This window comes from Pseudomonas sp. stari2 (assembly GCF_040760005.1).
Classification (GTDB): domain Bacteria; phylum Pseudomonadota; class Gammaproteobacteria; order Pseudomonadales; family Pseudomonadaceae; genus Aquipseudomonas.
In genome coordinates, this window is sequence record NZ_CP099760.1 from 4,137,787 (window position 1) to 4,162,870 (window position 25,084).

Consider the following 25,084-nt stretch of genomic DNA (forward strand, 5'->3'; position numbering starts at 1 on the left):
CGATAGGCTGACCACTCCTGTTCATCACCGGCCTGCCAACAGGCCAGGAGTGCCGCATCATGCGTTGTCATCGTGGGTATATCAACCTGGGCCTGGCGGGCGTTGTGTCCGTCGCACTGACCGCGCAAGCGGCCGAAGCGCCGAGCGTGCATGTTTACAACTGGTACGACTACATCGGCCCGAACACCCTGCATGATTTCAAGCGAGACAGCGGCATCGAACCGGTCTACGACACCTTCGACAGCGCCGAAGTGCTGGAAGGCAAACTGATGACCAGCCACAGCGGCTACGACGTGGTGGTGGCGAGCAACTTCAGTCTGCCGACCCTGATCAAGGCCGGCGCCCTCGCCCCGCTGCCCCGCAATCAACTGCCGGGCTGGAAGAATCTCGACAACGATCTGCTCGGCAAACTGGCCAACAACGACCCCGGCAACCAGTACGCCGTGCCGTATCTGTGGGGCACCAACGGCATCGGCTACAACGTCGACAAGGTGCGCGCCGTGCTGGGCGACAAGGCGCCGGTGGATTCCTGGGATCTGGTGTTCAAGGAGGAGAACCTGGCCAAACTCGGCGAATGCGGCGTGGCGATGCTTGATTCACCATCGGAAATGCTCCCGGTCGCGCTGCACTATCTCGGCCTGCCGCCCAACAGCACCAACGCCGAGGACTATCAGAAAGCCGAAGCGCTGCTGCTGAAACTGCGCCCGCACATCGCCTACTTCAACTCTTCGAAATTCATCAGCGACCTGTCCAACGGCAACATTTGCGTGGCGGTCGGCTGGTCCGGCGCGATGCTCGAAGCCAAGACCAACGCCGAGCAGGCCGGCAACGGTGTGAAGATCCAGTACAGCCTGCCGAAAGAAGGCGCGCCGGTGTGGTTCGACACGCTGGTACTACTCAAGGACGCGCCGCATCCGACTCAGGGCCTGGCGTTCATCGACTACCTGCTGCGGCCCGATGTGATTGCACCGGTCAGCGATCACCTGTCCTACCCCAACGGCAACCGCGCCGCCACCGCGCTGGTCGCCGAAGCCACCCGCGACAACCCGGCGGTGTATCCGTCTGCCACAGCGATGGCGACGTTGTTCACCCTCGAGCCCCTGCCCAAAGCCACCGAACGGGTGCGCACCCGGGTCTGGAGCAAGGTCAAGAACGGCCAATAATCAAAAATGAACAGAGAAGAAAACACCATGAAACCAAGAGCCCGCGACCTCGACATCCGCATCGGCCAACTGCAGCCCGGCCCGCTCAATGCCATCACCGACGTGCCCGGCGTGCGGGTCGGCCACAGCAATGTGCGGGGGCAAAGCGCCTCTGGGCGCGACATCTGCACCGGCGTTACCCTGATCGAACCCCGTGCCGGCTCGACCAATGCACAACCGTGTTTTGCCGGCGTTCACGTACTCAACGGCAACGGCGATGCCACGGGACTGGAATGGATTCGCGAAGCCGGCCTGCTGACCAGCCCGGTTGCCTTCACCAACACCCACAGCCTCGGCGTGGTGCGCGATGCCTTGATCGAACTGGATCGCGCGCAGCAACCGGACGACGGTCGTCTCTACTGGAACATGCCGGTGGTGCTGGAAACCTTCGATGGCTTGCTCAACGATATCAACGGCTTTCACGTGAAGCCCGAACACGTGGCCGAGGCGATGAGCAATGCCGTTGACGGCCCGGTGCAGGAAGGCGCGGTGGGCGGTGGCAGCGGCATGATCTGTCATGAATTCAAGGGCGGGATCGGCACCGCATCGCGCCGATTGAGCAAGGCTCAGGGCGGCTGGACGGTGGGCGCCATCGTTCAGGCCAACCACGGGATTCGCAGCGAATTGCGGGTCGACGGCTACCCGGTCGGGCGTTACATGGAACAGGTGGATTCGCCGTTCCTGCGCGCTTCGCTACCGCATCCGGGCATGGGTTCGATCGTGGTGTGCCTGGCCACCGATGCGCCGCTGTTGCCGCACCAATGCACGCGACTGGCACAACGGGCCAGTCTCGGTCTGGCGCGTACCGGGGGTGGCAACGAAGATCACAGCGGTGACATTTTCATTGCCTTCGCCACCGGCAACGAACAGGTCCCGCCCGCTGCTTACGAGGGCAAAGGCGCGCCCACCTGCGACGGCTTGCGGATGGTCAACAACGACCACATCAGCGAGCTGTTTCTGGCGGCGACCGAGGCGGTTGAAGAGGCGATCATCAACGCCTTGCTGGCCAGCGACAGCACCGAAGGCAACGGGCACTCGGTGCCGGGGCTGGATGCTGCGACCTTGCTCGCCGCCCTCGAAAAAGCAGGCTGGCCCGGCGCTCGCTGAAACTGTTCCCAAAGACCATTAGCGGAACAACCCAAGTCCGAGTTCGCGCGCCGCCTGCAGTTGCACCGCTGGGTCGCGCAGCTCGGACTCCAGCAACAACGCCGAGCCGGCCACCGTCGCCCCGCAGTAGTCGAAGATGCCGTGATCGATCTGCACCTTCATCGCTGCGCCGTAGCCGTGGCGGTCGTAGGTGCGTGCATCGGCCCCGCCGAGTCCGACCAGATGCACGCGCAATCGTCCGAGCTTCTTCTGCGTCTTATCGCCGTCGAAATCAAACGCCCAGCCATTGCTGAACACCCGGTCGATCCAGCCCTTGAGCATCGCCGGCATCGACCACCAGAACACCGGATACACCAGCACCAGCGCATCGGCGCGGTCGATGCGTGCCTGTTCGGCCAAGACGTCGGCTGGCGGTACGGATTCGCGATGATGCACGGCCCAATCGGCCACGCCAAAACGCGGATCGAATTTCTCGGCGTGCAGGTCAGCGATTTCGAAGGTGTTGGACGGATCACTCTCCGACAGGCCTTTGGCGATTTTCTGCGCCAGCGCATGGGTCAGCGAACGGGGGTCATCATGGGCCACAACTATCAATGCGTGCATGGGGAAATCTCCGGTTGGTGATTGCTGACCAAGGGCTTATCCTTTCGATAAGTTACACTTGGTAAGTTACCTTCAGTAAGTTACGTTTGGTATATAAGAAATGTCAACCACGGAAATCCCCGAACCCGTTCAACCCCGCCGACGCCTGTCCCGGGAAGACCGTCAGCGCCAGTTGCTCGACATGGCCTGGCAATTGATTCGCGAAGAAGGCACCGATGCCCTGACCTTGGGTTATCTGGCGGAAAAAGCCGGCGTGACCAAACCGGTGGTCTATGACCACTTCACCACCCGCGCCGGATTGCTCGCTGCGCTGTATCAGGATTTCGACAGGCGCCAGACCGCGCTGATGGATGTTGCGCTAGGCAATTGCGAGTCGACGCTAAGCGGCACCGCCTCGGTGATTGCCACGGCGTATGTCGACTGCGTGTTGACTCAAGGCAACGAGATTCCGGGGGTGATTGCCGCACTGGCCAGCACGCCGGAACTGGAGAAGATCAAGCGCGAGTACGAGGCGATCTTCCTGGAGAAATGCCGTCATGTGCTGTCGCCGTTCGCTGACGGGGGCGACATTACACAGGCGGGACTACGCGCCATTCTCGGTGCCGCCGAGGCTTTGTCTCAAGCAGCAGCGATCGGAGAAATCAGCGCCGCGCAGGCCCGCGACGAGCTGTTTGCAACCATCACCGCGATGGTCGAAAGGGCCGCCGTCAGCGCCGCCAAAGCAAGTGACTGACGGTACTTGAGAGCGCCGCCGCACCTTCCTACGATGGGGATACGCAGTCGCTTGGTTCACCAAACCATTGCGTAGGTGCGGGTGACCTGAACCCCAATCAAGCTCGCACCTTGTTCATGCGCATCTTGAGCCTCACTGGCTCTACTCCTCCCCATCAAAGAGTCTTGAGGCTCTTTTTTTGTCACTGAAAATCAGCGTTCCGGTTCGCGGCGGATTGAACGCCATGCCGCCTGCGCCAGCAACTCGCGATAAGCCTTCGGACTGCCCTGCACTCTTCCCGACAACCACGCGCGGCAATAGCTGTCGGCCTGGCCGACGATCAGTGACGGCAGCAATTCGGCCGGGCAATCGTTGAGTTCGGCGGCGCGTCCGGACTCGGCGAGCCAGGTGCGCAGCCCCAGATTGCGCGTCTTGTTGCGAGCAGCGAGTTCGTCCTTGTGCGGCCCCCGGGTCACGGCATAACGCGCGTGATATTGGAACCGTGCCCATTCCGGCTGGTTCTCGACCCAATCGACGTAGCTGTAGACCAGCGCCTGCACGCCCTCTTCGGTTGTCGTTGCGTCGTTCAGATACGCGTCGCGCAAGCGCGCCTGATCTTCCAGCGCAGTGAAAAACAGTGCGGCCACCAGTCCTTCCTTGTTGCCGAAGTGGTGGTAGATCGCGCCGACGCTGGTGTCGCACTCGGCACGGATCATTTCGATGGTGGTGGCCTCGATCCCCTGTTCGTTGAACAGGCGCAAGGCCTCGCGAAAGATGTCGCGCTTGAGTTCGGCCCGGCGTCCGGGGTAGCTGCGCTCGAGGAGATCTGCGGTATCCATGGGGTTGAAGGCCTTGTAAATCCGGTTGAAAGGCACGCCCGTGCCGGTAATCGAAACGCGCCTAGGTTGACAGATTTCCCATGGACAGAATACCGTTCCGTTACAGAACATTATTCTGTAACGGAACATAATTCTGCAAATTCCCTAATCGCGAGGCTTCACCATGAGTCAGTTTCTCAGCATGTTCACCAGCGTCGGCCCCGAAGCGTTCAGCCAGATGGCCTGTCAGGTCGCGCCGTATTTCAGCAGCATCAATCCGTTGGTCAGCGAATTGCGCGCGGGTTCAGCGACGGTGCAGGTGCCGTTCCGCCGCGAGATCACCAACCACCTCGGCACCGTGCACGCCATCGCCATGTGCAACGCTGCCGAACTGGCGGCCGGGATGATGACCGACGTGTCGATTCCGGCCGGTGCACGCTGGATTCCCAAAGGCATGACCGTCGAGTACCTGGCCAAGGCCAAATCCGATGTGACCGCCGTGGCCAATGGCGAAGCGCTGGACTGGCAGACCGAAGGCGACAAGATCGTGCCGGTGGACATCCACGACGCCGAGGGCAAGAAAGTGTTCACGGCGCGAATCACCATGAACGTGAAGCTGTCCTGAAATCACGGGCACAAAAAAGCCCTTGTTGCGGTCATCACAACAAGGGCTTTTTGCCTTTGGCCGGATCAGTGCACGGTCAGGCGCTGGCGGACAAATTCTTCGGTGTGCCGCGTGACTTGATCCAGATGCCGGTCACGTTGCTTCTCGGCATCGACCATCGCCCGTTTGCCGTGCTTTTGCAGCAAATAGGTGTGGATCTGCTGCACTTCGAGCGAGCGGTAGATCGGCGTGGTGTCGATAAAACCGCGCAAACCGTTGCTGCGGTAATGCCGGGTGCTCATCAGTACCTGAGTCTCCAACTGGCCCAGCACTTCAAAGCCCAGCGCCTCGAAATACGGGACTTTACCCACGCTGCACGTCAGCTCGGCATGCGGGTAACGCGTCAGCATGTCGGCGATCAACGCCCGAGCCACGCCCTGGCGGCGGTACGGCTGCTGTACCGCCAGATAGGCCACGTTGCACGCCTCCCAATCACCCTGCACCGGCAAGTACAACAGGAAGCCGATCACCTGCTCCGGGTCTTCGTCGTCGGTGGCCACCAGCAGTTCCACCTCGGTGCCCTTCTCGCCGTTCAACGCCTCCAGATACAAATGCACCTCGTAGCCCACCGCGTACTGATAAACGTTGTACAGCAGATTGCTCGGGCCCAGACCGATGGCGCTGATGTCGGTCAGGTAGTCGACCACCATTTGCAGGATCTGGCTGTTGACGCCTTCGGGGCACGGGGATTTGTAGTGGGTGATGCGGGGCATGGCGGGTGAACTCCGGGGGTAAACACAGGTTGCCACCGGGCTGTCCGTGGCAAACGCCGACATAATACCGCGCCCGGGCGCGGACACCGGCTAAAGTTGCCCGCTCCGCCGCCGACTCAGCTTTTCTCTATTCCGAAATCACGAAGGATCGTCCGATGTACTACCCGCGCGAAGCCCAAAGGGATCATCTCTACAACCGTATCGTGATGTTGACTGTCGCATGCTGTGTAGTGTTGCTGCTGGCCGGCATGGCCCGCCATCAGGGCATTCGTTATGGTCTGTTGCAGTTCAACGCCATGGAAGTCAGCGGCACCGTCACGCAACTGGAAGAGATCCGGATGAACCAGAATGGCAAGATCCTTCACTACCGCTACACCGACGATCAGGGGCAGATCCACGAAGATCAGTTCATCGACGAACGCTACGCCGAGCACACGCAATATGAAGTGGGCGGGCCGATCCCTCTGCTGGTTTCACGATGGTTGCCGGAGAAGAACGCCATCGCCGCCGAACTGTACAGCTACCGCCCGGGCTTCTACATCATGACCGGCGGCCTTTTGCTCGGAGTACTGTTCCTGCTGATCTCGGGCAGGACGTTCTGGAAAATCCAGGCCATGAAAGAAGAAGATCGTTTCTACTGATTCATCCTCTTTTTCCGGCGCCGTTCCTGACAAAAATTTCATCCGGCCGGCGTCGGATCTTTCGCCGATTTGGCGTCCAATTCTTCAGCTGCGTTCATTTCCCGACGCAGGCCCTGAGGAGTTGTCATGAACGTTTTGCGTTCCCTGTTCAAATGGCGAAAAGCCCTGCTGCTGTTGCCGCTGACGCTGGCCGCGCTGGCCAGTCCCCCAGTATTTGCCCAACCCGAAATGATCATCCGCGAAGCCCCGCCACCGATGCGCATGGAACCGATGCCCGGTCCACGGGCAGGTTATGCCTGGGATCGCGGCCACTGGCGCTGGGAAGGCCGGGGTTATGTCTGGATGCCCGGTCACTGGCAACCGGTGCGTCACCACGGCGCACGCTGGGAACCCGGCCACTGGCAGGCGCGCGGGCCGAACTGGTACTGGATTGAAGGCCATTGGGTGCGTTGATCGCGCAACCGTCTGCCAACGTTACCCACCAGGAACATCACCATGTCGAAAACCATAAAAACCTTGATCACTGCCACGCTGGTGGCAATCACCCTGTCGGGCTGTGTCGTCGAACCGGCGCGCCCGCACCGGCCACCACCGATCGTCGAAGTGGTTCCGGCGATGCCTGCGCCGGGTTATCACTGGGTCGCCGGGCATTACCGCTGGGCCGGCAACCAATGGCGCTGGGTGCCGGGGCATTGGCGGGCGTATTGAGGCCGGTCACTGGGCCGGTGCAACGACCTTGAACTTGATCGCGATGTCGTTCGAAACCACGGTGTCGGCCCACTCGCCGGCACCGAGGCCAAATGCGTCGCGCTTGAGCACAAGCTCACCGTCGAAGATGCCGATGCTGCTATCGGGTTTCAGTTGCACCGGCACCTGCACCTCGCGGGTGACACCTTTGAGCGTGAGTCGGCCGGCAACCAGGTAATGGTTTTCATCGACCCGACTGAAACGGGTCGATTCGAATACAGCCGTCGGAAACTTTTGCGTGTCGAACCACGCCGGTTTCACCAGTTCGGTATTGGCGTCTTCGCTGCCGGCGTCGATGCTCGTGAGGTCGATGTGCAACGTGGTGCGGGCGTTGCTCAGATTGGCAGTGTCGAAGTCCAGCGTCGCATCGAACTTGCCGAACGTGCCGTACATTCGCGAGCCCATCTGGTTGTAGGTAAAACTGATCTGGCTGGCGCTGGTATTGACCCGGGTGTACTCCACCGCCTGCGCCGCCGGCATGACGATCAGGCAACACACAGCAGCCAACAACAATCGAATCGACATGGGATGCTCCGGTGCCTCGATGGGCCTCGACTGACTTAAGCAAACATCCGGCGGTTATGCCAGCCCTTCCACGCCACGTCGATTATCCCGTCAAACCAGCCGCTCGATCTTCTGATGCTGCCAGACCAGTTTGTAATACAGCGTCTGCAGTACCAGCATCCCCAGATACGCCACCGGAAACGCCATCCACACGCCCTGCAAACCAAACTGCCCGTCCAGCCAGTACGCCGCCGGCAACTGCACACCGACCACGCAAATGATCGCGATCGCGACGGGCACCAACACTGTGCCGCTGGCGCGCATGATGCCGCCGATGATCGCCTGGAAGCCGAAGATCAACAGGCTCCACAGCATGATGTGCAGCAAGTGCTCGGCCATCGCCCGGGTCGAGTCTTCGGTGAGGAACAGCCCCAGCAACCAGTGTGACAACAGGTAACCGAGCACGATCAAACCACCGGTCAGGCACACGTTGATCCACAGCCCGGTGCGCAGGATCGGCCCCATACGTTCCAACCGCCCGGCGCCAATCGCCTGGGCGCCGAGGATCGACGCGGTGATTGCAATCGACAGCGCCGGAAACTGCACGTAGTTAACGATCTGCGTCACCGCGCCATACGCCGCCGTCGCCTGGGAGCCGTGCTGGTTGACCAGTGCCAGGATCACCAGCTCCGACAGCGACAAAACAATCATCTGCACCCCGGTCGGCAGGCCGATACGCAACACTTTGCCGAGAATCTCGCCGTCCAGCCGCAACGACGCAAAGAACTCCCGGTCCGGCGCCAGCGGATGGCCTTTGCGGATCAGGCTCCAAGCCAGCCACGCCATCGCCGCCAGCGTACCGGCCAGACCGGCGAACGCCGCGCTCTGAATGCCCAGTTGCGGCAAGCCGAACCAACCGCGAATGAACGCCGGGGTCAGCGCCAGACCGACAACGGTCGACAGCAGCAGCGCGAGCATCGGCGACAGCGTGTCGCTCACCCCGCGCAACAGCTGGGTGAACAACACGTATACCAGCACAAACGGCAAGGTCCACATCATCACCCGGGCGTAGGAAACCGCGTCATCCAGCACATCCGCCGGCGTGCCCAACCCCTGCAACGCCTGACGCGCAAACACACTGCCAAACACCGCCGCGACCAGCCCGATCAACACCCCCAGCAACAGCGTCGCCCCGGCAATCGCCTTCACCATATGCGACTCGCGTGCGCCCCACGCCTGACCGATCAACACCCCTGCCCCGGCCCCCAGACCGATGACCAGCGCGATGAAGAAAAAGATGATCGGAAACATCCCCGAGACCGCCGCCAGCGCCTGGGTGCCGAGCATCTGGCCGATGTAGATGCTGTTGACCGTGCCCGACATCGACTGTAGGAAGTTCGACAGCACCATGGGGGCGAGGAACAGCAGGTAGGTTTTCCAGAGGGGGTTTTGGGCGGGGGTTTGCATTGAGAGTCCGTCTCGGGAGGAGGCAATGTGGGAGAGTCTAAGGTATGCATAGCCGTTCAGGTCGTACCCCTTTGCATTAAAACTTCGTAATCTCCACCACCTGTCCAAAATGGAAGTGAACCGATCCCATGTCCCGCGTCTCGACCCTGCTGACCTCTACCCTTTTTGCCGTTCTGGCGACGACAGCCAACGCTGCCCCGACACCAGCGCCTGAAGCGCTGCAAAGCCTGCTGAGTACCCTGAACGAACGTCTGAACATCGGTGATCTCGTTGCCCTGACCAAGTGGGACAGCGGCAAGCCGATCCAGGACAGCCCTCGCGAAGCCCAGGTCATCGCCAATGCCAGGACGCTAGCCGCCGAACACAAACTCGATCCGGAAGACGTGGCGCAATTGATCGCCGCGCAAATGGAAGCCAACAAACTGGTGCAATACGGTTTACTGGCGAAGTGGCAAGCGGCGGGGGCCGCACCGAACACGCCCCGCCCGGATCTGGGCAAGCAGATTCGGCCGCGCCTGGATGAGCTGCAAACCCGTCTGTTGCAGCAATACGCCGACTTCACGCCCTACCGTCACGACCCGAATTGCCCGGTGTGGCTGGCCAACGCGCGTAGCAGTTTGACTCACGACGCGCTGCACGAACTTGCCCTGAGCCGCGCTACCGGTGAGCTATGTATTCGGGCAACAGCCCCGTGAATCGGGGCTCAGGCATCCATCGCTGGCGTCGATAGTCACCATCACGTCAATGAAGTTCTCATAAAAAATCCCGGGCGTAACATCGGCTCCATACCAACCAAACAACACCCCGGAGCACACGATCATGAAACGCCAAATCCTTCTCGGCATCGCTTTCTCGGTTCTCGCAGTCAACGCTTTTGCAGCAAAACCCGCTCACACCATGATCGCCGAAGGCGGTTCGGATCGATTGATCGAACAGCGTGTAGCTGAAGGTGGCTCGGATCGTCTGCTGGAACGCCGCGTTGCCGAAGGTGGCTCGGATCGTCTGCAAGAACGTCGCGTTGCCGAAGGTGGCTCGGATCGTCTGCTGGAACGCCGCGTAGCTGAAGGTGGTTCGGATCGTCTGCAAGAACGTCGCGTTGCCGAAGGTGGCTCGGATCGTCTGATCGAACGCCGCGTTGCCGAAGGTGGCTCGGATCGTCTGCAAGAACGTCGCGTTGCCGAAGGTGGCTCGGATCGTCTGATCGAACGCCGCGTAGCTGAAGGCGGTTCGGATCGTCTGCAAGAACGTCGCGTAGCTGAAGGTGGCTCGGATCGTCTGATCGAACGCCGCGTCGCATGACCTGAAAACGCTTTCGCAAGACAAAGAAAAGCCCGGCCTGATCAGCCGGGCTTTTTCACATCCAGCCGTCGCTTATTGAACGGTTTTCAGCTTGACCACATCACCGGAAACCTTGGTGGTGTAGCCGCTCAGAACCCATGCCCAGAACCAGTTTTCCTGAACCTGGGTGTTGATCATGGCATCGCCGCCCTTGGCCTGGATGGCGGCCTCTTGCGCGCGGACGAAACGGCTGTTCTGCCGGATCGGGATCACGCCGAACAGCATCAGGCCGGTGGCGGTCGCTTCGCTGTGGCCGATCACGGTGTACTGGTTGCTGTCGTAGTGCTTGGTATTCATCGGGGTGCCGGTGCAACCTGCCAGAACCACACCGAACAGTGCGGCGGCGACTACTTTGCTGAGGTATTTCACTGCAAGACTCCATGGGTAAACGCCCGGGATCCATCTCTCGGGCGGCGCACACTTTACTGGAGGCAGTGGCACATTGGTATCAATCTGGAAATGTTTCATGACGCGCGCGGAATACCGGCACTGCTCTCCACAACGCCCGGCCCCTCGTTATTGCTCAGTGAATGACTGAAGATATGCCAACAAATTATCGATCTTCTCCTCATCACTCAGCCCCCAGAAGATCATCCGCGTCCCCGGCACCACGCCTTTCGGATCTTTCAGATACGCCGTCAGCGTTTCGCGGTTCCAGGTGATGCCGGAGTTCTTCATTGCATCGGAGTACACGTAGTTCGCCGACGTCCCCGCCGGACGGCCGATGATGCCGTTGAGTTGCGGGCCGAATCCGGGGCGGGCGGATTCGCCGACCTGATGGCAGCCGCCGCACAGGCGCGGGAAGATTTTGCCGCCGGCCTCGGCATCGCCAGCCGCCAGGGCAGGTGTGCTGAGCAGGCCTGCGTTGAGGATCAGGGCGAGGGTCAGTAACGCGGTGTTTTTCATCGGGAGCATCCAGATCTTCGGCGGCGCCAAGGGTAATCCTGCGGGGAGCGTTGCGCTACAGGTAAGCCGCGATCACCTGCCGGACTTTGAGCAAGGCTTGACGCAGGACAAGCATGTCCACCGAGCCCAGCGCCAGTCGTATCGCGTGGGGCACATGGGCGGATACGGTGAACGGCTCGGCGTTGGTGACCGAGATCTGCGCCTTCATCAGCTCGATCACCACCTGATCGGACCTTGCGTCTTCCGGCAGCGGCAGCCAGAGGAAATACGAGGAAGAATGGCCAACCCTCGGCAAGCCTTGCAGGATTTCAGCTGCCAGCGCCTGACGGGCCCGGGCGTCATCGCGCTTTTGCGCCTCCAGCAAGGTCACCGTTCCGTCGTCAAGCCAGCCGCAGGCCATCGCGGTCATCACCCCCGGCGTGTTCCAGGTCGTGGCGCGGATGATGCGCTCCAGTGCCGGGACGATTTTCAGGGGCGCGGCGATGAAGCCGACGCGCAGGCCCGTGGCGATGTTTTTCGAAAGCCCCGAGACGTACACCGTGCGCTCCGGCGCAAGATCCGCCAGCGGTGGCGGCGGGTTATCGACCAGAAAGGCGTAGGCAGCGTCTTCGATGATCGTCAGATCATGCTGTCGGGCAATCGCCACCAGTTGTTCACGCTGCGCCAGCGGCATTACCCAGCCCAGCGGATTGTGCAGGGTCGGCATGCTGTAGACGGCGCGCACCGGGCGGTTGCGGCAGAGTCTGTCGAGTGCCGCCAGATCCGGGCCGTTTGCGGTCACAGGAATCGCCACCACTTCCAGATGCAGTGCTTCGGCCAATACCTTGAAGCCCGAATAGGTCAGCGCATCGGCCGCGATCACATCGCCGGGGTTGAGCTGTGCCATCAACGTCACCGCCAGACCTTGCTGGGCGCCGTTGACGATCAACACTTGCTCGGCGTCGACGTTCAAGCCTCGAGCCTGCAAGTGCCGGGCAACCGAGGCCCGCTCATGCTGGCGCCCGGCGTGGGGTTGATAACGCAGCAGCGCTTCGAGGTCGCCGGACAGCGCCAATTGCCGCAAAGCGGTGCGCAACAGATCGGCCTGCCCCGGCAGCGACGGGTAGTTGAAGTTGAGGTCGATCATGCCGACGGCGATGTCTTTCTGGTCGATCCCCTGCCCCGGCAATAACGCAGTTTCCCGGACAAACGTGCCGCGCCCGGTTTCGCCGCTGACCAGCCCCATCGCCTCAAGCTCCGCATACACCCGCGACGCCGTGACCAGCGCCAGCCCTTCGCTGGCGGCCAGTTGCCGATGGGTCGGCAAACGCGTGCCGGGCAACAGGCGACCGCTGCGAATGTCGGCGGCGTAGGTATCAACGAGGGTCTTGTAACGGGAGCGTGGCATGTCGAGATGTATCCATGACAATTCTTTGATTGTGCTGATTCTCAACCCTAGGATGAGCCACAAGCAACCCCACTTTTGAGCCTGACCCGATATGGAACGAACCACGAATCTGCCCGCCCCGACCCTGGAAAAAACCAGCGGCTGGATCAACGGTTTCATCGGCGTCGTGATTTTCAGCGGCTCGCTGCCGGCCACGCGGCTGGCGGTGCTGGAATTCGACCCGGTGTTCCTCACCGTCATCCGCGCCACCATCGCCGGGGTGTTGGCGTTGTGCCTGTTGCGGCTGTTTCGCGAACGACGTCCGGCGCGGGATCAGTGGTTCTCTTTGTTGATCGTGGCACTTGGCGTAGTCGTGGGATTCCCGCTATTGACCGCCCTCGCGCTGCAATACGTGACGTCGGCGCATTCCATTGTGTTTGTAGGATTGCTGCCACTGGCGACGGCGATTTTCGGTGTGCTGCGCGGCGGTGAACGACCGCGCCCGGTGTTCTGGATCTTTTCGGTGTTGGGCAGTTCGCTGGTGGTCGGCTTTGCAGTATCCCAGGGACTGACCGCCTCGCCCACCGGGGATCTGTTGATGCTGGCGGCGATTCTCGCCTGCGGTCTCGGTTATGCCGAAGGTGCAAAATTGTCGCGCACCTTGGGTGGATGGCAGGTGATCTGCTGGGCGCTGGTGTTGTCGCTGCCGGTGATGGCCGTGTTCAGCGTATGGCGGGCGCCCGCCTCGTTCAGCGGCATCAGCGTGTCGGCTTGGGTGTGCCTGGCTTACGTTTCGCTGTTCAGCATGCTGATCGGTTTTGTGTTCTGGTATCGCGGACTGGCTCAGGGCGGGATTGCGGCGGTCGGGCAGTTGCAGTTGTTGCAGCCGTTTTTCGGTCTGGCGCTGGCGGCGACGTTGCTGCATGAACACGTCAGCCTCGGCATGCTGGTGGTCACTTTGGGCGTGATCCTGTGCGTGGCCGGGGCGAAGAAATTCGCCAAGTGATCAGCTCGTTCCCGCTTTCCATTCCCGTGGACTGAGCCCGGTCTTGCGTCGAAACGCCCGGGCCAGCGCCGAAGGACTTTCATAGCCGACCTCTTCGGCGATCAGGGCTATCGGTCGGCCTTCGCGCAGGCGTTTCTGCGCGAGGCTGATTCGCCAGCTCACCAGATAATCCACCGGCGTCTGCCCCACCACTCGCCGGAAATGCTCGGCAAAACCGGCACGGGACAAATGTGCGGTCGCGGCCAGTTCGGCGACGCTCCAGGCCTTGGCCGGCTGATCGTGCATCAGACTCAACGCACGGGAAATCTTCGGGTCGGCCAACCCCGCCATCATCCCCGGCTGCTGGTTGCGACTGCTGATGAGATGGCGCAGCAACAGAATCACCAGCAGTTCGAACAGCCGATCCATCACCGCTTCGCGCCCGCAATGACCGTCGAATGCCTCCTTGAACAACCACTCCAGGGTGCTGGCCATTTCCGGAAGGTCGGCGAGTTTCAGCACCAGATAATCCGGTAGCGCCGCCGCCAGCGCGTTGCCCGCGCCACCATCGAAGGTCAGTGAGGCGCACACCAGTTGCGTGTTCATGGCCTCGTCGGCGAACAGTCGGTGGGCAAACGGTCGGGGGAAGAAAATCAGCGTCGGTTCACTGAGGGTGAGTTCGGGATCATTCCCCGGTTTGAGCAGCACTTGCCCGGCCTGCAACAGATGGACATGGCCACACAACTGATCGCCACCGTAGGCGCTGATGCCGCAGAAAGTACCGCTGTGGAAAGTGCCGGCATTCACGCCGAAGTGGCTGAGCAACGTGGACAAGCGATCCATGGGTGAATCCTCGACGACAGGTTTGGACGATCTGTCGCATATCCTCGACGATTTGCACCCAAGGCGCCAGCCTCACTCAATAACATGACCTCCATCCCCGGCGCACTTCGCACCGGACTTTCGGAGAGTCACCATGAGCCGCATTGCCCCGATCACCCTTGAAAACGCGACCGAAGCCACCCGTCCGACCCTGGAAGGCGTGCAGAAAAAAATCGGTTTCCTGCCGAACCTGTTCAAGACCCTGGCGGTTGCCCCCGCTGCACTGGATGCCTACGTACAAGTCTCCGCCACGCTGGGCAAGACGTCGCTGAGCGCCAAGGAAAAAGAAGCGGTGTACCTCGCCACGTCGCAGGTCAACGGCTGCGATTACTGCCTGGCGGCGCACACCTTGTTTGCCAGCAAGGCCGGCCTCGCGGCGCAGGAAATTGTCGAGGCGCGTCACGGTCGGCTGAATGCCTTCGCCACCCTCGCTCATCAACTGACGGAAACCCGCGGTCACTTGAGCGATGAACAGATCGCCGCCGCCCGCGCTGCCGGTATCGACGACAAGAAGATCATCGAAACGATTGCCATCGTCGCCGTGCAGACCCTGACCAACTACCTCAACAACGTGGCGCTGACCGATATCGATTTCCCGGCCATCGATGCCTGATCAGTGACCGGGGTCGATCTCAGTCGTGATCGACCCCGGCGCGTTTCAGCAATTTCTTGCAGCGCTCGGACAGGTGAAACACCTGCAGCTGCTTGCCGGCCTTGGCGTAACGTTCGCGCAGGGTTTTCAGCGCAGCGATGGCCGAGTAGTCGACAAAGCTCAGGTGCCGGCAGTCCAGCGTCACCCGCTGTGGGTCGCTGGCCGGGTCGAACTGATTGAGGAACGACGTGGTCGAGGCAAAGAACAGCGTGCCGTGCAGGCGATACAGTTTGCTGCCGTCGGCTTCCAGATGTTCATCGGCGTACAACTCGCGCGCTTGCTGCCAGGCAAAGTTCAGCGCCGCGATGATGATCCCGCACAACACCGCCGTGGCCAGATCGGTGAACACCGTGATGGTCGTTACCGCGATGATCACCAGCACATCGTTTAGCGGCACTTTGTTCAGCACCCGCAACGAGGCCCAGGCAAACGTCTGTTGCGACACCACGAACATCACACCCACCAGCGCCGCCAGCGGAATCCGCTCGATCAGCGGCGACAGAAACAGAATGAACAGCAGAATCAACACCCCCGCCACCACCCCGGACAACCGCCCGCGTCCGCCGGAACTGAGGTTGATCACGGTCTGGCCGATCATTGCGCAACCACCCATGCCGCCGAACGCGCCGGACACCATGTTCGCCGCGCCCAGCGCCACGCATTCGCGATCCGGATAGCCACGGGTTTCGGTGATTTCGTCGGTGAGGTTGAGGGTCAGCAGGGTCTCCAGCAGGCCGACCAGCGCCATCAGGATCGCGTAAGGCGCGATGATGTGCAGGGTTTCGAGGTTGTACGGGATGTCCGGCAGCGCGAACGTCGGCAGACCGCCGGCGATGTGTGCCATGTCGCCGAGGGTGCGGGTCGGCAGGCCGAACAGGTAGACCAGCAGTCCGACGCCGAGAATCGCCACCAGTGCCGGCGGAACGGCACGGGTCAGGCGCGGCAGGATGTAGACGATGGCCATGGTCAGCAGCACCAGCCCGGTCATCAGGTACAACGGCGTGCCGCTGAGCCACTGCTCGCCGCTCTTGAAATGCTCCAGTTGCGCCAACGCGATGATGATCGCCAGACCGTTGACGAATCCGAGCATCACCGGGTGCGGCACCATGCGCACCAGTTTGCCCAGCCGCAACAGCCCGAACGCCATCATGATCAAACCACCGAGCAACACCGTCGCCAGCAAGTACTGCACGCCGTGCTGCACCACCAGCGCGACGATCACCACCGCCATCGAGCCGGCCGCCCCGGACACCATGCCCGGCCGGCCGCCGAACAACGCGGTCAGCGTGCAAATGATGAAGGCGCCATACAGGCCCATCAACGGATTGAGGTGAGCCACCAGCGCAAACGCAATGCATTCGGGCAACAGGGCGAACGAGGTGGTGAGTCCGGCCAGGACATCGGCGCGCAGACGAATCGGTTTCATGGTTTACCTGACAGCGCGGCCGAGACTGGCGGCCGCTTTATTCGCGGGAAAAAGAGGGTTGCGGATGTTACGCAATTGCCCGGGCACGGGCCAGCGATCGCTGACAGGGACGGCCCGGCGCTTTATGCTTGCGCGCTTCGTTGATCGACGGGTTTGAACATGTCACTGCTATCTACCCGCGAAGTCTGCCAGCGCCTGCGCGATGCGGCATTGGGCGTTTGCGCATTACGGCGTATTGCACACGAATCCGGGACCGGCCAGATGTCGGTCGAGATCGACGGCTGGCACCTGTCGCTCGACTTTGACGGCCAACGCCTGCACCACTGCCTGCAATGCCGCTGCCCGGAAGGTTGCGTATGGACGCTCGACACCACTCAACGTTTCGGCACCGACCCTGTCAGCCTGCTCAGCACCTGGGAACTGGCGCAGATCGAGCGACTACTGAGCCGGGCCGACTGACCGAATCAGCCCCGTCGCAGGTCCAGGTTGTAGGTGTAATAGCCTGTGTCACGCACCCAGCCAAGGGATTCGTACAGACGCTGAGCCGTGAAATTATCGGTGGCGGTTTCCAGTACCAGGCCCTTGGCGCCGGTTTCCACGGCAAAGTCCCGTGCAGTGTTCATCAGCAATCGCCCGACGCCACGACCTCGAGCGGCCGGTGTGGTGAACAGGTCGCTGAGCAGCCAGGTGCGGTGGGCGTCTATCGAAGAAAATGTCGGGTACAACTGCACGAATCCCAGCGCCTCACCGTTTTCATCTTCAACCAGAAAAATCGCTGATTCATTGGCAGCCATGCGCTCGGCGATGAAGGCCCGCGATTGCTCAAGGTTCGATGGCTGGCCATAGAAGCCGCGATAACCGTCGAACAGTGTGGCCACCGCATCCAGATGTTCCGCGCTGGCGCGTATTGCCTGAAGACCCATATTCCCTCCCCGATCCCGTCAAATGATTGCAGCAGCATAGCGCTGCCCGTCGAGTTCGCTGGCTTAATCGCTATATAGTTTTATATATTGCGAACCCGAAATCGCCAGACTTTCAATGTCTTCCATGAGCAGCATCCGCGAACGCAACCAGCAACAGATTCTCAAGGCCGCCAGCGAAGAGTTCGCCGCCAACGGCTTCGACGCGACCCAGACCCGCGACATCGCCGCCCGCGCCGGTGTGCCCAAGGCCAATCTCTATTACTACTTCCAGAGCAAGGAAAACCTCTACGGCAAAGTGCTGCTCGGCTTCGTCGAACCGCTGTTGGAAGCCTCGGCGGTGCTGCGCGAAAGTGACGACCCGCTGATCGGCCTGCGCGCCTATGTCGCGGCCCGCATCCGCATCGCCCGTGAGCATCCGGCGATCGCCAAAGTGTTCAGCGGTGAGTTGCTGCTCGGTGGCCGCCAGTTGCCCGACGAATGCCGCGACCTGCTGCACGGCGAAGCCCGGCGTAATGTCGAGTGTCTGCGCAGCTGGATCGACCGCGGGCTGCTGGCGCCGGTCGATCCAGAGCATTTGATGCTGTTCATCTGGTCGGCGACGCGCACCTACACCAATATCGGCTGGCAAATGGGGCGCATCACCGGGCGCGAAGTGCCGCAGGATGAGGATTATGCGGTGGCGGCGGACACCATTACGCGGCTGGTGCTGGGCGGTGTGGTGTCCGAGCCGGTGAGTGATGTTCGCAGGTTGATGTTTGCGACTTAAGCGGCGGAGTCATGGCATGAAGTCCAGAGGTAGTGCGCGGTCACCTTCCATCCGCTCGTACCATGACTGGAACTGAGCAGGCAGGCGCTTTTTCCATTCCGGTACGTTGGTGTAATAACGGGCTCGCGTGTGTCCCCCTTTCTCAGGCACCAGCATCAGCACCCAGAAACGGTTACCGGCCGCACGCATCAGAATGGCCGCGTTCATATTGCCCAGTCCGCGCACCCACATCTCGATGACCTCGGCATCAGGCACATCAACCGCCGGGTCGCCGACGGTCATGGTACTCGTACGGTCCACCAGCTTCTGATAATCACCCTTGAGCAATTTATGCAACGCCTGATCCTCTTGCTGCGTACGAGCAAGTCCAACGCTGAGCAAGTTGTAATTCATCGAAAGTGGTTTATCAGACGCCACATAACGACCTGAGTAAAAGACACCCATACCGCCGCCGCAATCAACGTCATCGCCATTCTGCGTGACGTCCAGAACACCATTGATCGCTCGAAAAACAAGCGTGCAACTACCCTCTTCGAAACGAGCCTCACCACCGCTCAACACAGCAATACCTTCCAGGTCACCAGAGTTGGCGCCCTCCTGTGCTGAAACCTCAAAGCGGATGTGTGTGGCGTCCTGACGCTTGGTGATCACTTCAGATCCCGAGTTCACCCCGTGAGGAATCAACTGCCATGTGGAATCCCAGTTGAACGCTCTGGCCGCATATTGCAGCTCAGTCAGGCGCATCAGATATTCACGACGCAAGCACGCCGGTTCAGCGCCACAAAGGCTGCGGTTCTTCAACCATGCTCTCTGATCGGCCTTGAGCACTTGCGGGTCAGCCACCTGCGCCAGCGTTGTCGTCCAGAGCTTTCCGAGTTTCTCATCAAGACTCGAGGTATACGGATCCGCACAAATGGCTTTTTCAACCGGACTGGAAGCGCCGGCACAGTCGAAACTGGCAGCGTGGGAGTGGGCAGCAAAAACGAGGGACGTCAGCAGCAAGGCGTGACGGAGATTGAAAGCGAGCATCGACAGATTCCATTCCTGAGGCGGCGGCAGTATGCCGGGCCCGGGCTATCGATGCTCTGGATTTTTCACCGGTTATCGGGGACGTCTGCAAGAGAGCGTCAGAACGCAATCTCGGCCGCCGGCTTCACATCGATCCGCGCCACGGAACCGGTCAGGTGCGCCCAGTCCTTGTTGTGTTCGGCGATGATGTCTTCCGCGCTCATGTTGCCGTTGTCGACGGTGGAATGCGCGTCGGCTGCCAGCTCCACGTCGTAGCCCAGTTGATGGGCCTGGCGCACGGTGGCGTTGACGCAGTAATCGGTCTGCAAGCCGCAGATCACGAGGCGATCGAAGTCTTCGCGGGGGATCAGCTTTTGCAGGTGGGTCTGGTAGAACGAGTCGTTGGCGGTCTTGTCGACGCGAAGGTCACTCGGTGCGGTGGTCAGGCCATCGGCCAGTTGCCAGCCCTCGGCTCCGTAGGCCAACGGGCTGCCCTTCTCGTTATGCTGGATCAGCACGACTGTGACGCCAGCCTTGCGCGCCCGGGCGCTGAGGCCGTTGATGGTGTCGATCACCCGTTTGATGTCGTGACACTCGTATTCGCCTGTGCACAGGGCGCGCTGGACATCGATGATCAGCAATGCGGTGGTCATGGGGAGCCTTCCTTGATCGGTCCTTGAGACAGGGGCGGACGTGTGCCCGCCCCCTTTTTACCCTTCTCAGTAACCCAAAGACAACCCGGTGTTGCGCCGTGGATCGTTGGCGCCGTAGAAGCGATTCTTGCCGACCGGTTTACCGCCCAGCGACGGTGCTCCGACCAGAATCGCCGCGATATGGTTGGCGTCCTGCGGACCCGCGAACTTATGACCCCAGCTCTCGAGAATTTTCTTCGTGTCGGGGCTGGCGGCGTAGTCCTCGAGGTTGGTTTGTTCCGGCATCCACTGCTGGTGGAAGCGCGGCGCATCGACCGCTTCCTGCAGGCCCATGTCGTAGTCGATGACGTTGAGCATGGTCAGCAGCGTCGCGGTGATGATGCGACTGCCGCCCGGCGTGCCGACTACCATCACCACTTTGCCGTCCTTGGTCACGATGGTCGGGCTCATCGACGACAGCGGCGCCTTGCCGGGCGCGATGGCGTTGGCTTCCCCCTGAACCAGGCCGTACATGTTCGGCACGCCCACTTTCGAAGTGAAGTCGTCCATTTCATCGTTGAGGATCACCCCGGTCTTGCTCGCCATCACACCCGCACCGAACCAGTCGTTGAGGGTGTAGGTGACGGACACCGCGTTGCCCCATTTGTCGACGATCGAGTAGTGCGTGGTGTTGCTGCCTTCATGAGGCGCAACGCCAGGTTTCAGCTCGGCGGAGACACCGGCTTTCTGCGGCTGTATCGCGTTGCGCAGTTTGGTGGCGTAGTTCTTGTCCAGCAGGTGCTCGATCGGGTTTTTCACGAAATCCGGGTCGCCCAGATAGCTGTTGCGATCCACGTAGGCGTGGCGCATCGCCTCGATCTGGTAGTGCATGCCCTGGGCCGAATGGAAACCCAGATCCTTCATCGGATAACCTTCGAGGATGTTCATGATCTGGCAGATCACCACCCCGCCAGAGCTTGGCGGCGGCGCCGATACCACGTGGTAACCGCGATAGTCGCACTCCACCGGGGCCAGTTCGCGAGTCTTGTATTTGTCGAGGTCGGCCTGGGTGATGATGCCCTTGTTGGCCTGGCTGGAGGTGACGATGGCGTCGGCTACCCAGCCTTTATAGAAGCCATCGGCGCCTTTCTCGGAAATGGTACGCAGGGTCTTGCCCAGATCCTTCTGCACCAGTTTCTGCCCGACCTGCATCGGCTCGCCGTTGTGGAGGAAGATCGAGCCGGAATCTTTCATGTCCTTCTTGAACACGTCGGTGGCGTAGTCAAGCAAATCGACGTCGCCCTGCTCCAGTTCGAAACCTTCTTCCGCCAATTTGATGGCCGGCGCGATCATGTCCTTGCGCGGCTTGGTGCCGTACTTGGTCAGCGCCAGTTCCATGCCGGACACGGTGCCCGGGACGCCAACAGCGAGGTGGCCACGGGTACTCAGATCAGGAATGACGTTGCCCTGCTTGTCTAGGTACATGTCGGCGGTTGCGGCCAGTGGGGCCTTTTCCCGGAAGTCGAGGAAGGTCTTGCGTCCGTCCGCCAGTTGAATGGTCATGAAACCACCACCACCGAGGTTGCCCGCCGCCGGGTAAACCACCGCTAGTGCGTAGCCGACGGCGACCGCCGCATCCACCGCATTGCCACCACTTTTCAGAACATCGACACCCACGTGGGTCGCCAGGTGCTGGGCGGTGACCACCATGCCGTTTTCGGCGGCGACCGGGGCAACCGAGGCGGCGTGGGCCATGAGGCAGCTGAGCGCCAATGAGGTCGCAATCAGCGATTTGGCAAAAGGTTCGTACTTCATGAGTCGGTCTCTTCTTTTTATAAGGTAGGAAAGCGCTTCAAGAGCAACAGCCAGTATGGTCGTGATTGCGGTTTGCGCCTCCCCGATCCGGCAGTATGCTGGGCGCCGTTGCCGACCCGACCCGGAGTTTTCCCCATGGCCTACACGTTCATCACCCTGCCCTCGCCCGTCGGCGAGTTGAAGCTGGTCGCGAACGGTTCACGACTGGCCGCCATCCTCTGGGAAAACGACAAACCGGACCGGGTGCGCCTCGGGCCGATGACCGAAGCACCGGACAACCCAGTGTTGATGAAAACCGCGCGACAGCTGGAAGAATATTTTGCCGGAACGCGAAACGCGTTCGATCTGGAGCTGGACTTTGCCGGCACCGAGTTCCAGAAAAAGGTCTGGGCCGCATTACTCACCATTCCGTTCGGCGAGACCCGCACCTACAGCCAGATTGCCGAACAGATCGGCCATCCCAGCGCGATACGTGCCGTCGGCGCGGCGAACGGCAGAAACCCGATTTCGATCATCGCACCCTGTCACCGGGTGATTGGGGCTTCGGGAAAGCTGACCGGGTTTGCCGGAGGTCTTGAAGCCAAGGAGCGCTTGCTGACACTGGAAGGTGGCCAATGGTCAGACGTCGGCAAAACCGGTGATCTGTTTTAAGCGCCGAAGAAGTTATTCATCGCCGCGTATTGCAACAACATGATGGTCTTGGCATCGCAGATTTCGCCTCGATGGAATGCTGCCAGTGCATCGTCGAAGCGCCACTCCAGAACCTCCAGTTCCTCGGTTTCCTCCTCCAGGCCACCACCGTCGCTGACCTTTGACGCCGCGTCGTATTCGGCAACGAAGAAGTGCAGCTTCTCGGTCACCGAGCCCGGACTCATGTACGCCTCGAAGACTTTCTTCACATCGTGCACGCGATAACCGGTTTCTTCCTCGGCTTCGTCACGGATGCGCTGCTCCGGTGCCGCGCCTTCCAGCAGTCCGGCAGCCACTTCGATCAGCAGACCGTCATGGCCGTTGACGAACACCGGCAGGCGGAACTGGCGAGTCAGCACCACCGTGCGTTTTTCGCGATTGAACAACAGAATCGCCGCACCATTGCCGCGGTCGTAGACTTCGCGGGTCTGACGTTGCCATTCACCGTTGTTGCGCAGGTAGTCGAAGGTGATTTTCTTCAGCAGATACCAGTCGTGGGACAACACCTGAGTGTCGACGATGTTGATCCGCTCGGCGGTGTTGGGCATGACGCTTCATCCTTTGTCTTGACCGGAAAAGCCCCATGTTAGGCGAAAAAAAGCCCGGCAGCGCTACCGGGCTTTTTCATTCGATTACCGCTGACGGGCCATGTCGGCCATTGCGACATCTGGCACCTGCGTGGCTGCCGCCACGCCGTTGATCAGCGGTCCATAACGCCGGCTGAACTCCCAGTTGTACGGCACACGATCCTTGCTGGTGCCGTTGTCCCAGTTCACCGACCAGGTCATCAGGCCCTTGATCGGGTGCCCTTTGACCGCCAGGCGTTTCATCGCGTTGCCGACCGAATTCTTGTCGATCACGTAACCAGTGGCAGCGGCGTCAACGTTGGCAGGCAGGCCGATGACAAACTTGTCCGCAGGGATCTTCGTAAACCCGCGCGTGCCGGTCACCAGACTTTCGGTCAGGTAGTAGAGGAAGTCCTCTTTCATCGCATCGTTGTTTTGCGCGATCCAGGCTCCGTTGCCATTGTTGGCCTCCGGCACCCAAACACCGTCACCGCCCTGGTTGTAGAACTGCGGCGCGATGAAGTCGTAGTAGCCTTCCAGTGCCTGCAGGTAACCGACGTATTTGCCGGAGGTGGTCAGGTATGGAAACTCCGGCGCCATGCTGATGATGAAATGCTTGCCCTGGCCTGCGTAGTGATCCTTGACCAGTTTCAGGGCGGCCGGCAGCACGGTCTTGTTGGCAGCGAAATCAATCGCGCTCTGTTCAAGATCGATGTCCAGCCCGTCGAAGCCGTAGGTTTCCACCAGACGGATGATTTCGTTGGCCAACGGCTGCTCCTGCCCGGCACGCAACTCGATGTGCGCATCGGCGCCGCCGAGGGAAATCAGTACTGCCCGGCCCTGACTGTTGAGTACGCCAACCTGACGGCGGAACTCGGCATCGGAGACGTTATAGGGCTTGAAAGTCGGAATCCCGCTGCCCTTCATGAACGCCACCGCGACCACGTTGTAGTCCTTGGGCACGTTTTCCAGGGCTATATTGGCGAACTGACCGCGCTGATAGCCATCGCTCGGGCCGGCCGGCCAGTTGTGCCAGAAGCCCATGAGGATCTTCTTGCCGGCGATACTCGGCATCAGCGAAGCCGCGTCGCTCGCCTGGTTTTGCAATAGGGTGAAGTCGATATTTGACATGTTCTAATCCTTCAGAACGTGTAGATGGGTGTTACGGACTTATTTGAAGTCCACATCGAAGGCCTGATAGAAGGCGTTGCCGGTGTTGGCGACGATCCACATCAGGACAACAACGTGATGCCCCTGCTTGTTGGCCGGAAGTTTCACCGCGTGATTGACCTTGGCCTTCAGCTCCGCCGAATGACTGTAGTACGGCACTTGCGGATAGAAGTCCTCGGCGAACGGTTTTGCTTCCAGTTGCGCGCGGGTGATGCGTTGTTTCGGGTCCCAGCCATCCTTGGTGATCAGCCAGCGGTAACCGCGAGTGGTGTGCGGCGCGGTGTATTCCCATTTGACCTCAAGGGTCTGGCCAGGGGTGACGTTGAGCAGCGGCCAGGTGAACGGGCGACCAAGCTTCTTGCTCATTTCCTCGTCGGTGAAGTTCACACAGTCACGGGCGTCGTCCTTGCCGCCGCTGAGAATGTGACCATCGGCCGGAGGCACGACACTCGGGTTGTCCGACTCGAAAGGCGCCGGGAACGGGCCGGCCACCAGTGCCGGGAAGTTCTTGCCGCCTTCCATCTCGTTGACCTGCCAGCCGCCGAGCAATCCTTGCTCGATGGCCACCGCACCGCGGCTTGCAGGGGAAATGACGCGACCGTGTCGCACTTGGGTTTGAGCTTGTGGTTGGTTCATGTTTTTCACTCCGTTGATTTAAGAACTCTCCTTTCCGGGGAGAGGCCTTCAAGCTAACGGAGGGGGATTTTTTGTCCATCGGCGGTTTTGTCGCAGCCTGTCGTGGTGAAACCCGTAAAACTCCGAAAATACTGGATATAAATAC

Annotated in this window: 30 protein-coding genes and 1 pseudogene; 14 read left to right on the forward strand and 17 right to left on the reverse strand. The window is 60.8% G+C overall.

Annotation, left to right across the window (positions count from 1 at the left end):
• The first annotated feature begins 59 nt into the window (after positions 1-59).
• Entirely contained in the window at positions 60-1,163 is a 1,104-nt protein-coding gene (locus NH234_RS18840) for an extracellular solute-binding protein (protein ID WP_367253821.1), read from the forward strand.
• A gap of 27 nt (positions 1,164-1,190) precedes the next feature.
• A complete protein-coding gene (locus NH234_RS18845; protein ID WP_367253823.1) occupies positions 1,191-2,309 on the forward strand; it encodes a P1 family peptidase in 1,119 nt (372 codons plus the stop codon).
• Between the two features lie 18 nt (positions 2,310-2,327).
• Here the strand turns inward: NH234_RS18845 and NH234_RS18850 are convergent, their stop codons facing one another.
• Positions 2,328-2,912, reverse strand: coding sequence for an NAD(P)H-dependent oxidoreductase (locus NH234_RS18850; protein WP_367253825.1), 585 nt, complete (start codon positions 2,910-2,912; stop codon positions 2,328-2,330).
• 100 nt (positions 2,913-3,012) lie between these two features.
• Here NH234_RS18850 and NH234_RS18855 point away from each other — a divergent pair, with 100 nt between their 5' ends.
• On the forward strand, positions 3,013-3,645 hold the full coding sequence (locus NH234_RS18855; protein WP_367253827.1) for a TetR/AcrR family transcriptional regulator: 633 nt from the start codon (positions 3,013-3,015) through the stop codon (positions 3,643-3,645).
• A gap of 191 nt (positions 3,646-3,836) precedes the next feature.
• Here NH234_RS18855 and NH234_RS18860 read toward each other — a convergent pair whose 3' ends face one another.
• Entirely contained in the window at positions 3,837-4,463 is a 627-nt protein-coding gene (locus NH234_RS18860; RefSeq protein ID WP_085732104.1) for a TetR/AcrR family transcriptional regulator, read from the reverse strand.
• A gap of 163 nt (positions 4,464-4,626) precedes the next feature.
• Here NH234_RS18860 and NH234_RS18865 point away from each other — a divergent pair, with 163 nt between their 5' ends.
• Complete coding sequence (locus NH234_RS18865) at positions 4,627-5,067, forward strand: hotdog fold domain-containing protein (protein ID WP_367253831.1); 441 nt, start codon at positions 4,627-4,629, stop codon at positions 5,065-5,067.
• A gap of 65 nt (positions 5,068-5,132) precedes the next feature.
• Here NH234_RS18865 and NH234_RS18870 read toward each other — a convergent pair whose 3' ends face one another.
• A complete protein-coding gene (locus tag NH234_RS18870; RefSeq protein WP_085732106.1) occupies positions 5,133-5,819 on the reverse strand; it encodes a GNAT family N-acetyltransferase in 687 nt (228 codons plus the stop codon).
• A gap of 155 nt (positions 5,820-5,974) precedes the next feature.
• Here NH234_RS18870 and NH234_RS18875 point away from each other — a divergent pair, with 155 nt between their 5' ends.
• The 3 genes from NH234_RS18875 (at position 5,975) to NH234_RS18885 (ending at position 7,168) form a co-directional block, all read left to right on the forward strand.
• A complete protein-coding gene (locus NH234_RS18875) occupies positions 5,975-6,460 on the forward strand; it encodes a DUF3592 domain-containing protein (RefSeq protein ID WP_367253832.1) in 486 nt (161 codons plus the stop codon).
• A gap of 126 nt (positions 6,461-6,586) precedes the next feature.
• Positions 6,587-6,913 (forward strand): YXWGXW repeat-containing protein, encoded by a 327-nt coding sequence (locus NH234_RS18880; protein ID WP_085732107.1) that lies wholly within the window; start codon positions 6,587-6,589, stop codon positions 6,911-6,913.
• Between the two features lie 42 nt (positions 6,914-6,955).
• Positions 6,956-7,168 carry a YXWGXW repeat-containing protein gene (locus NH234_RS18885; protein WP_085732108.1) on the forward strand — a complete coding sequence of 71 codons (213 nt, stop codon included), beginning with the start codon at positions 6,956-6,958 and terminating at the stop codon, positions 7,166-7,168.
• Between the two features lie 6 nt (positions 7,169-7,174).
• Here NH234_RS18885 and NH234_RS18890 read toward each other — a convergent pair whose 3' ends face one another.
• Entirely contained in the window at positions 7,175-7,732 is a 558-nt protein-coding gene (locus tag NH234_RS18890; RefSeq protein ID WP_085732109.1) for a YceI family protein, read from the reverse strand.
• A 90-nt stretch (positions 7,733-7,822) separates the two neighbouring features.
• Entirely contained in the window at positions 7,823-9,178 is a 1,356-nt protein-coding gene (locus NH234_RS18895; protein ID WP_119427068.1) for an MATE family efflux transporter, read from the reverse strand.
• A 128-nt stretch (positions 9,179-9,306) separates the two neighbouring features.
• On the opposite strand from NH234_RS18895, the gene NH234_RS18900 reads away from it, so the two are divergent.
• Both NH234_RS18900 and NH234_RS18905 read left to right on the forward strand, forming a co-directional pair.
• Entirely contained in the window at positions 9,307-9,873 is a 567-nt protein-coding gene (locus tag NH234_RS18900) for a chorismate mutase (protein ID WP_367253834.1), read from the forward strand.
• A 124-nt stretch (positions 9,874-9,997) separates the two neighbouring features.
• Complete coding sequence (locus NH234_RS18905) at positions 9,998-10,477, forward strand: phage infection protein (RefSeq protein ID WP_367253835.1); 480 nt, start codon at positions 9,998-10,000, stop codon at positions 10,475-10,477.
• Positions 10,478-10,549: 72 nt separating this feature from the next.
• Here the strand turns inward: NH234_RS18905 and NH234_RS18910 are convergent, their stop codons facing one another.
• The 3 genes from NH234_RS18910 to NH234_RS18920 all read right to left on the reverse strand — a co-directional run bounded on the left by NH234_RS18910 (position 10,550) and on the right by NH234_RS18920 (position 12,809).
• Complete coding sequence (locus NH234_RS18910; protein WP_085711582.1) at positions 10,550-10,885, reverse strand: hypothetical protein; 336 nt, start codon at positions 10,883-10,885, stop codon at positions 10,550-10,552.
• 147 nt (positions 10,886-11,032) lie between these two features.
• Positions 11,033-11,422, reverse strand: a complete 390-nt coding sequence (locus NH234_RS18915; RefSeq protein ID WP_367253837.1) for a cytochrome c family protein — start codon at positions 11,420-11,422, stop codon at positions 11,033-11,035.
• 55 nt (positions 11,423-11,477) lie between these two features.
• Positions 11,478-12,809 (reverse strand): PLP-dependent aminotransferase family protein, encoded by a 1,332-nt coding sequence (locus tag NH234_RS18920; RefSeq protein WP_367253839.1) that lies wholly within the window; start codon positions 12,807-12,809, stop codon positions 11,478-11,480.
• Between the two features lie 91 nt (positions 12,810-12,900).
• Between NH234_RS18920 and NH234_RS18925 the strand changes: the two genes are divergently transcribed.
• Positions 12,901-13,794, forward strand: coding sequence for a DMT family transporter (locus NH234_RS18925; protein ID WP_367253841.1), 894 nt, complete (start codon positions 12,901-12,903; stop codon positions 13,792-13,794).
• Here the strand turns inward: NH234_RS18925 and NH234_RS18930 are convergent, their stop codons facing one another.
• Positions 13,795-14,616: an AraC family transcriptional regulator gene (locus NH234_RS18930; RefSeq protein ID WP_085732115.1), complete on the reverse strand. Its 822-nt coding sequence runs from the start codon at positions 14,614-14,616 to the stop codon at positions 13,795-13,797.
• A gap of 133 nt (positions 14,617-14,749) precedes the next feature.
• On the opposite strand from NH234_RS18930, the gene NH234_RS18935 reads away from it, so the two are divergent.
• On the forward strand, positions 14,750-15,268 hold the full coding sequence (locus NH234_RS18935; RefSeq protein WP_367253844.1) for a carboxymuconolactone decarboxylase family protein: 519 nt from the start codon (positions 14,750-14,752) through the stop codon (positions 15,266-15,268).
• A 19-nt stretch (positions 15,269-15,287) separates the two neighbouring features.
• On the opposite strand, the gene NH234_RS18940 is transcribed toward NH234_RS18935, so the two are convergent.
• On the reverse strand, positions 15,288-16,733 hold the full coding sequence (locus NH234_RS18940; protein WP_367253845.1) for a SulP family inorganic anion transporter: 1,446 nt from the start codon (positions 16,731-16,733) through the stop codon (positions 15,288-15,290).
• 159 nt (positions 16,734-16,892) lie between these two features.
• On the opposite strand from NH234_RS18940, the gene NH234_RS18945 reads away from it, so the two are divergent.
• Positions 16,893-17,192: a hypothetical protein gene (locus NH234_RS18945; RefSeq protein ID WP_367253846.1), complete on the forward strand. Its 300-nt coding sequence runs from the start codon at positions 16,893-16,895 to the stop codon at positions 17,190-17,192.
• Between the two features lie 5 nt (positions 17,193-17,197).
• Here NH234_RS18945 and NH234_RS18950 read toward each other — a convergent pair whose 3' ends face one another.
• Positions 17,198-17,656: a GNAT family N-acetyltransferase gene (locus tag NH234_RS18950; RefSeq protein ID WP_085732119.1), complete on the reverse strand. Its 459-nt coding sequence runs from the start codon at positions 17,654-17,656 to the stop codon at positions 17,198-17,200.
• Between the two features lie 124 nt (positions 17,657-17,780).
• Here NH234_RS18950 and NH234_RS18955 point away from each other — a divergent pair, with 124 nt between their 5' ends.
• The gene (locus tag NH234_RS18955; RefSeq protein WP_367257208.1) at positions 17,781-18,422 is read left to right on the forward strand and encodes a TetR/AcrR family transcriptional regulator; all 642 of its coding nucleotides are present in this window, start codon (positions 17,781-17,783) and stop codon (positions 18,420-18,422) included.
• Between the two features lie 9 nt (positions 18,423-18,431).
• On the opposite strand, the gene NH234_RS18960 is transcribed toward NH234_RS18955, so the two are convergent.
• The 3 genes from NH234_RS18960 to ggt form a co-directional block, all read right to left on the reverse strand.
• Complete coding sequence (locus NH234_RS18960) at positions 18,432-19,451, reverse strand: lysozyme inhibitor LprI family protein (RefSeq protein ID WP_367253848.1); 1,020 nt, start codon at positions 19,449-19,451, stop codon at positions 18,432-18,434.
• 98 nt (positions 19,452-19,549) lie between these two features.
• Positions 19,550-20,083 (reverse strand): cysteine hydrolase family protein, encoded by a 534-nt coding sequence (locus NH234_RS18965; RefSeq protein WP_085732121.1) that lies wholly within the window; start codon positions 20,081-20,083, stop codon positions 19,550-19,552.
• Between the two features lie 66 nt (positions 20,084-20,149).
• Positions 20,150-21,877: a gamma-glutamyltransferase gene (gene ggt, locus NH234_RS18970; RefSeq protein ID WP_367253849.1), complete on the reverse strand. Its 1,728-nt coding sequence runs from the start codon at positions 21,875-21,877 to the stop codon at positions 20,150-20,152.
• A gap of 135 nt (positions 21,878-22,012) precedes the next feature.
• On the opposite strand from ggt, the gene NH234_RS18975 reads away from it, so the two are divergent.
• Positions 22,013-22,528 carry a methylated-DNA--[protein]-cysteine S-methyltransferase gene (locus tag NH234_RS18975; RefSeq protein ID WP_367253850.1) on the forward strand — a complete coding sequence of 172 codons (516 nt, stop codon included), beginning with the start codon at positions 22,013-22,015 and terminating at the stop codon, positions 22,526-22,528.
• Here the strand turns inward: NH234_RS18975 and NH234_RS18980 are convergent.
• From NH234_RS18980 to NH234_RS18990, 3 genes and pseudogenes are all read right to left on the reverse strand, one after another.
• Positions 22,525-23,115, reverse strand: a complete 591-nt coding sequence (locus NH234_RS18980) for an NUDIX domain-containing protein (protein ID WP_367253852.1) — start codon at positions 23,113-23,115, stop codon at positions 22,525-22,527. The two genes, NH234_RS18975 and NH234_RS18980, sit on opposite strands and share 4 nt — an antisense overlap.
• A gap of 147 nt (positions 23,116-23,262) precedes the next feature.
• Positions 23,263-24,264 (reverse strand): annotated as a pseudogene (locus NH234_RS18985) (chitinase); the annotation flags it as partial.
• Between the two features lie 39 nt (positions 24,265-24,303).
• The gene (locus tag NH234_RS18990; RefSeq protein WP_367253854.1) at positions 24,304-24,939 is read right to left on the reverse strand and encodes a lytic polysaccharide monooxygenase auxiliary activity family 9 protein; all 636 of its coding nucleotides are present in this window, start codon (positions 24,937-24,939) and stop codon (positions 24,304-24,306) included.
• Positions 24,940-25,084: the final 145 nt, after the last annotated feature.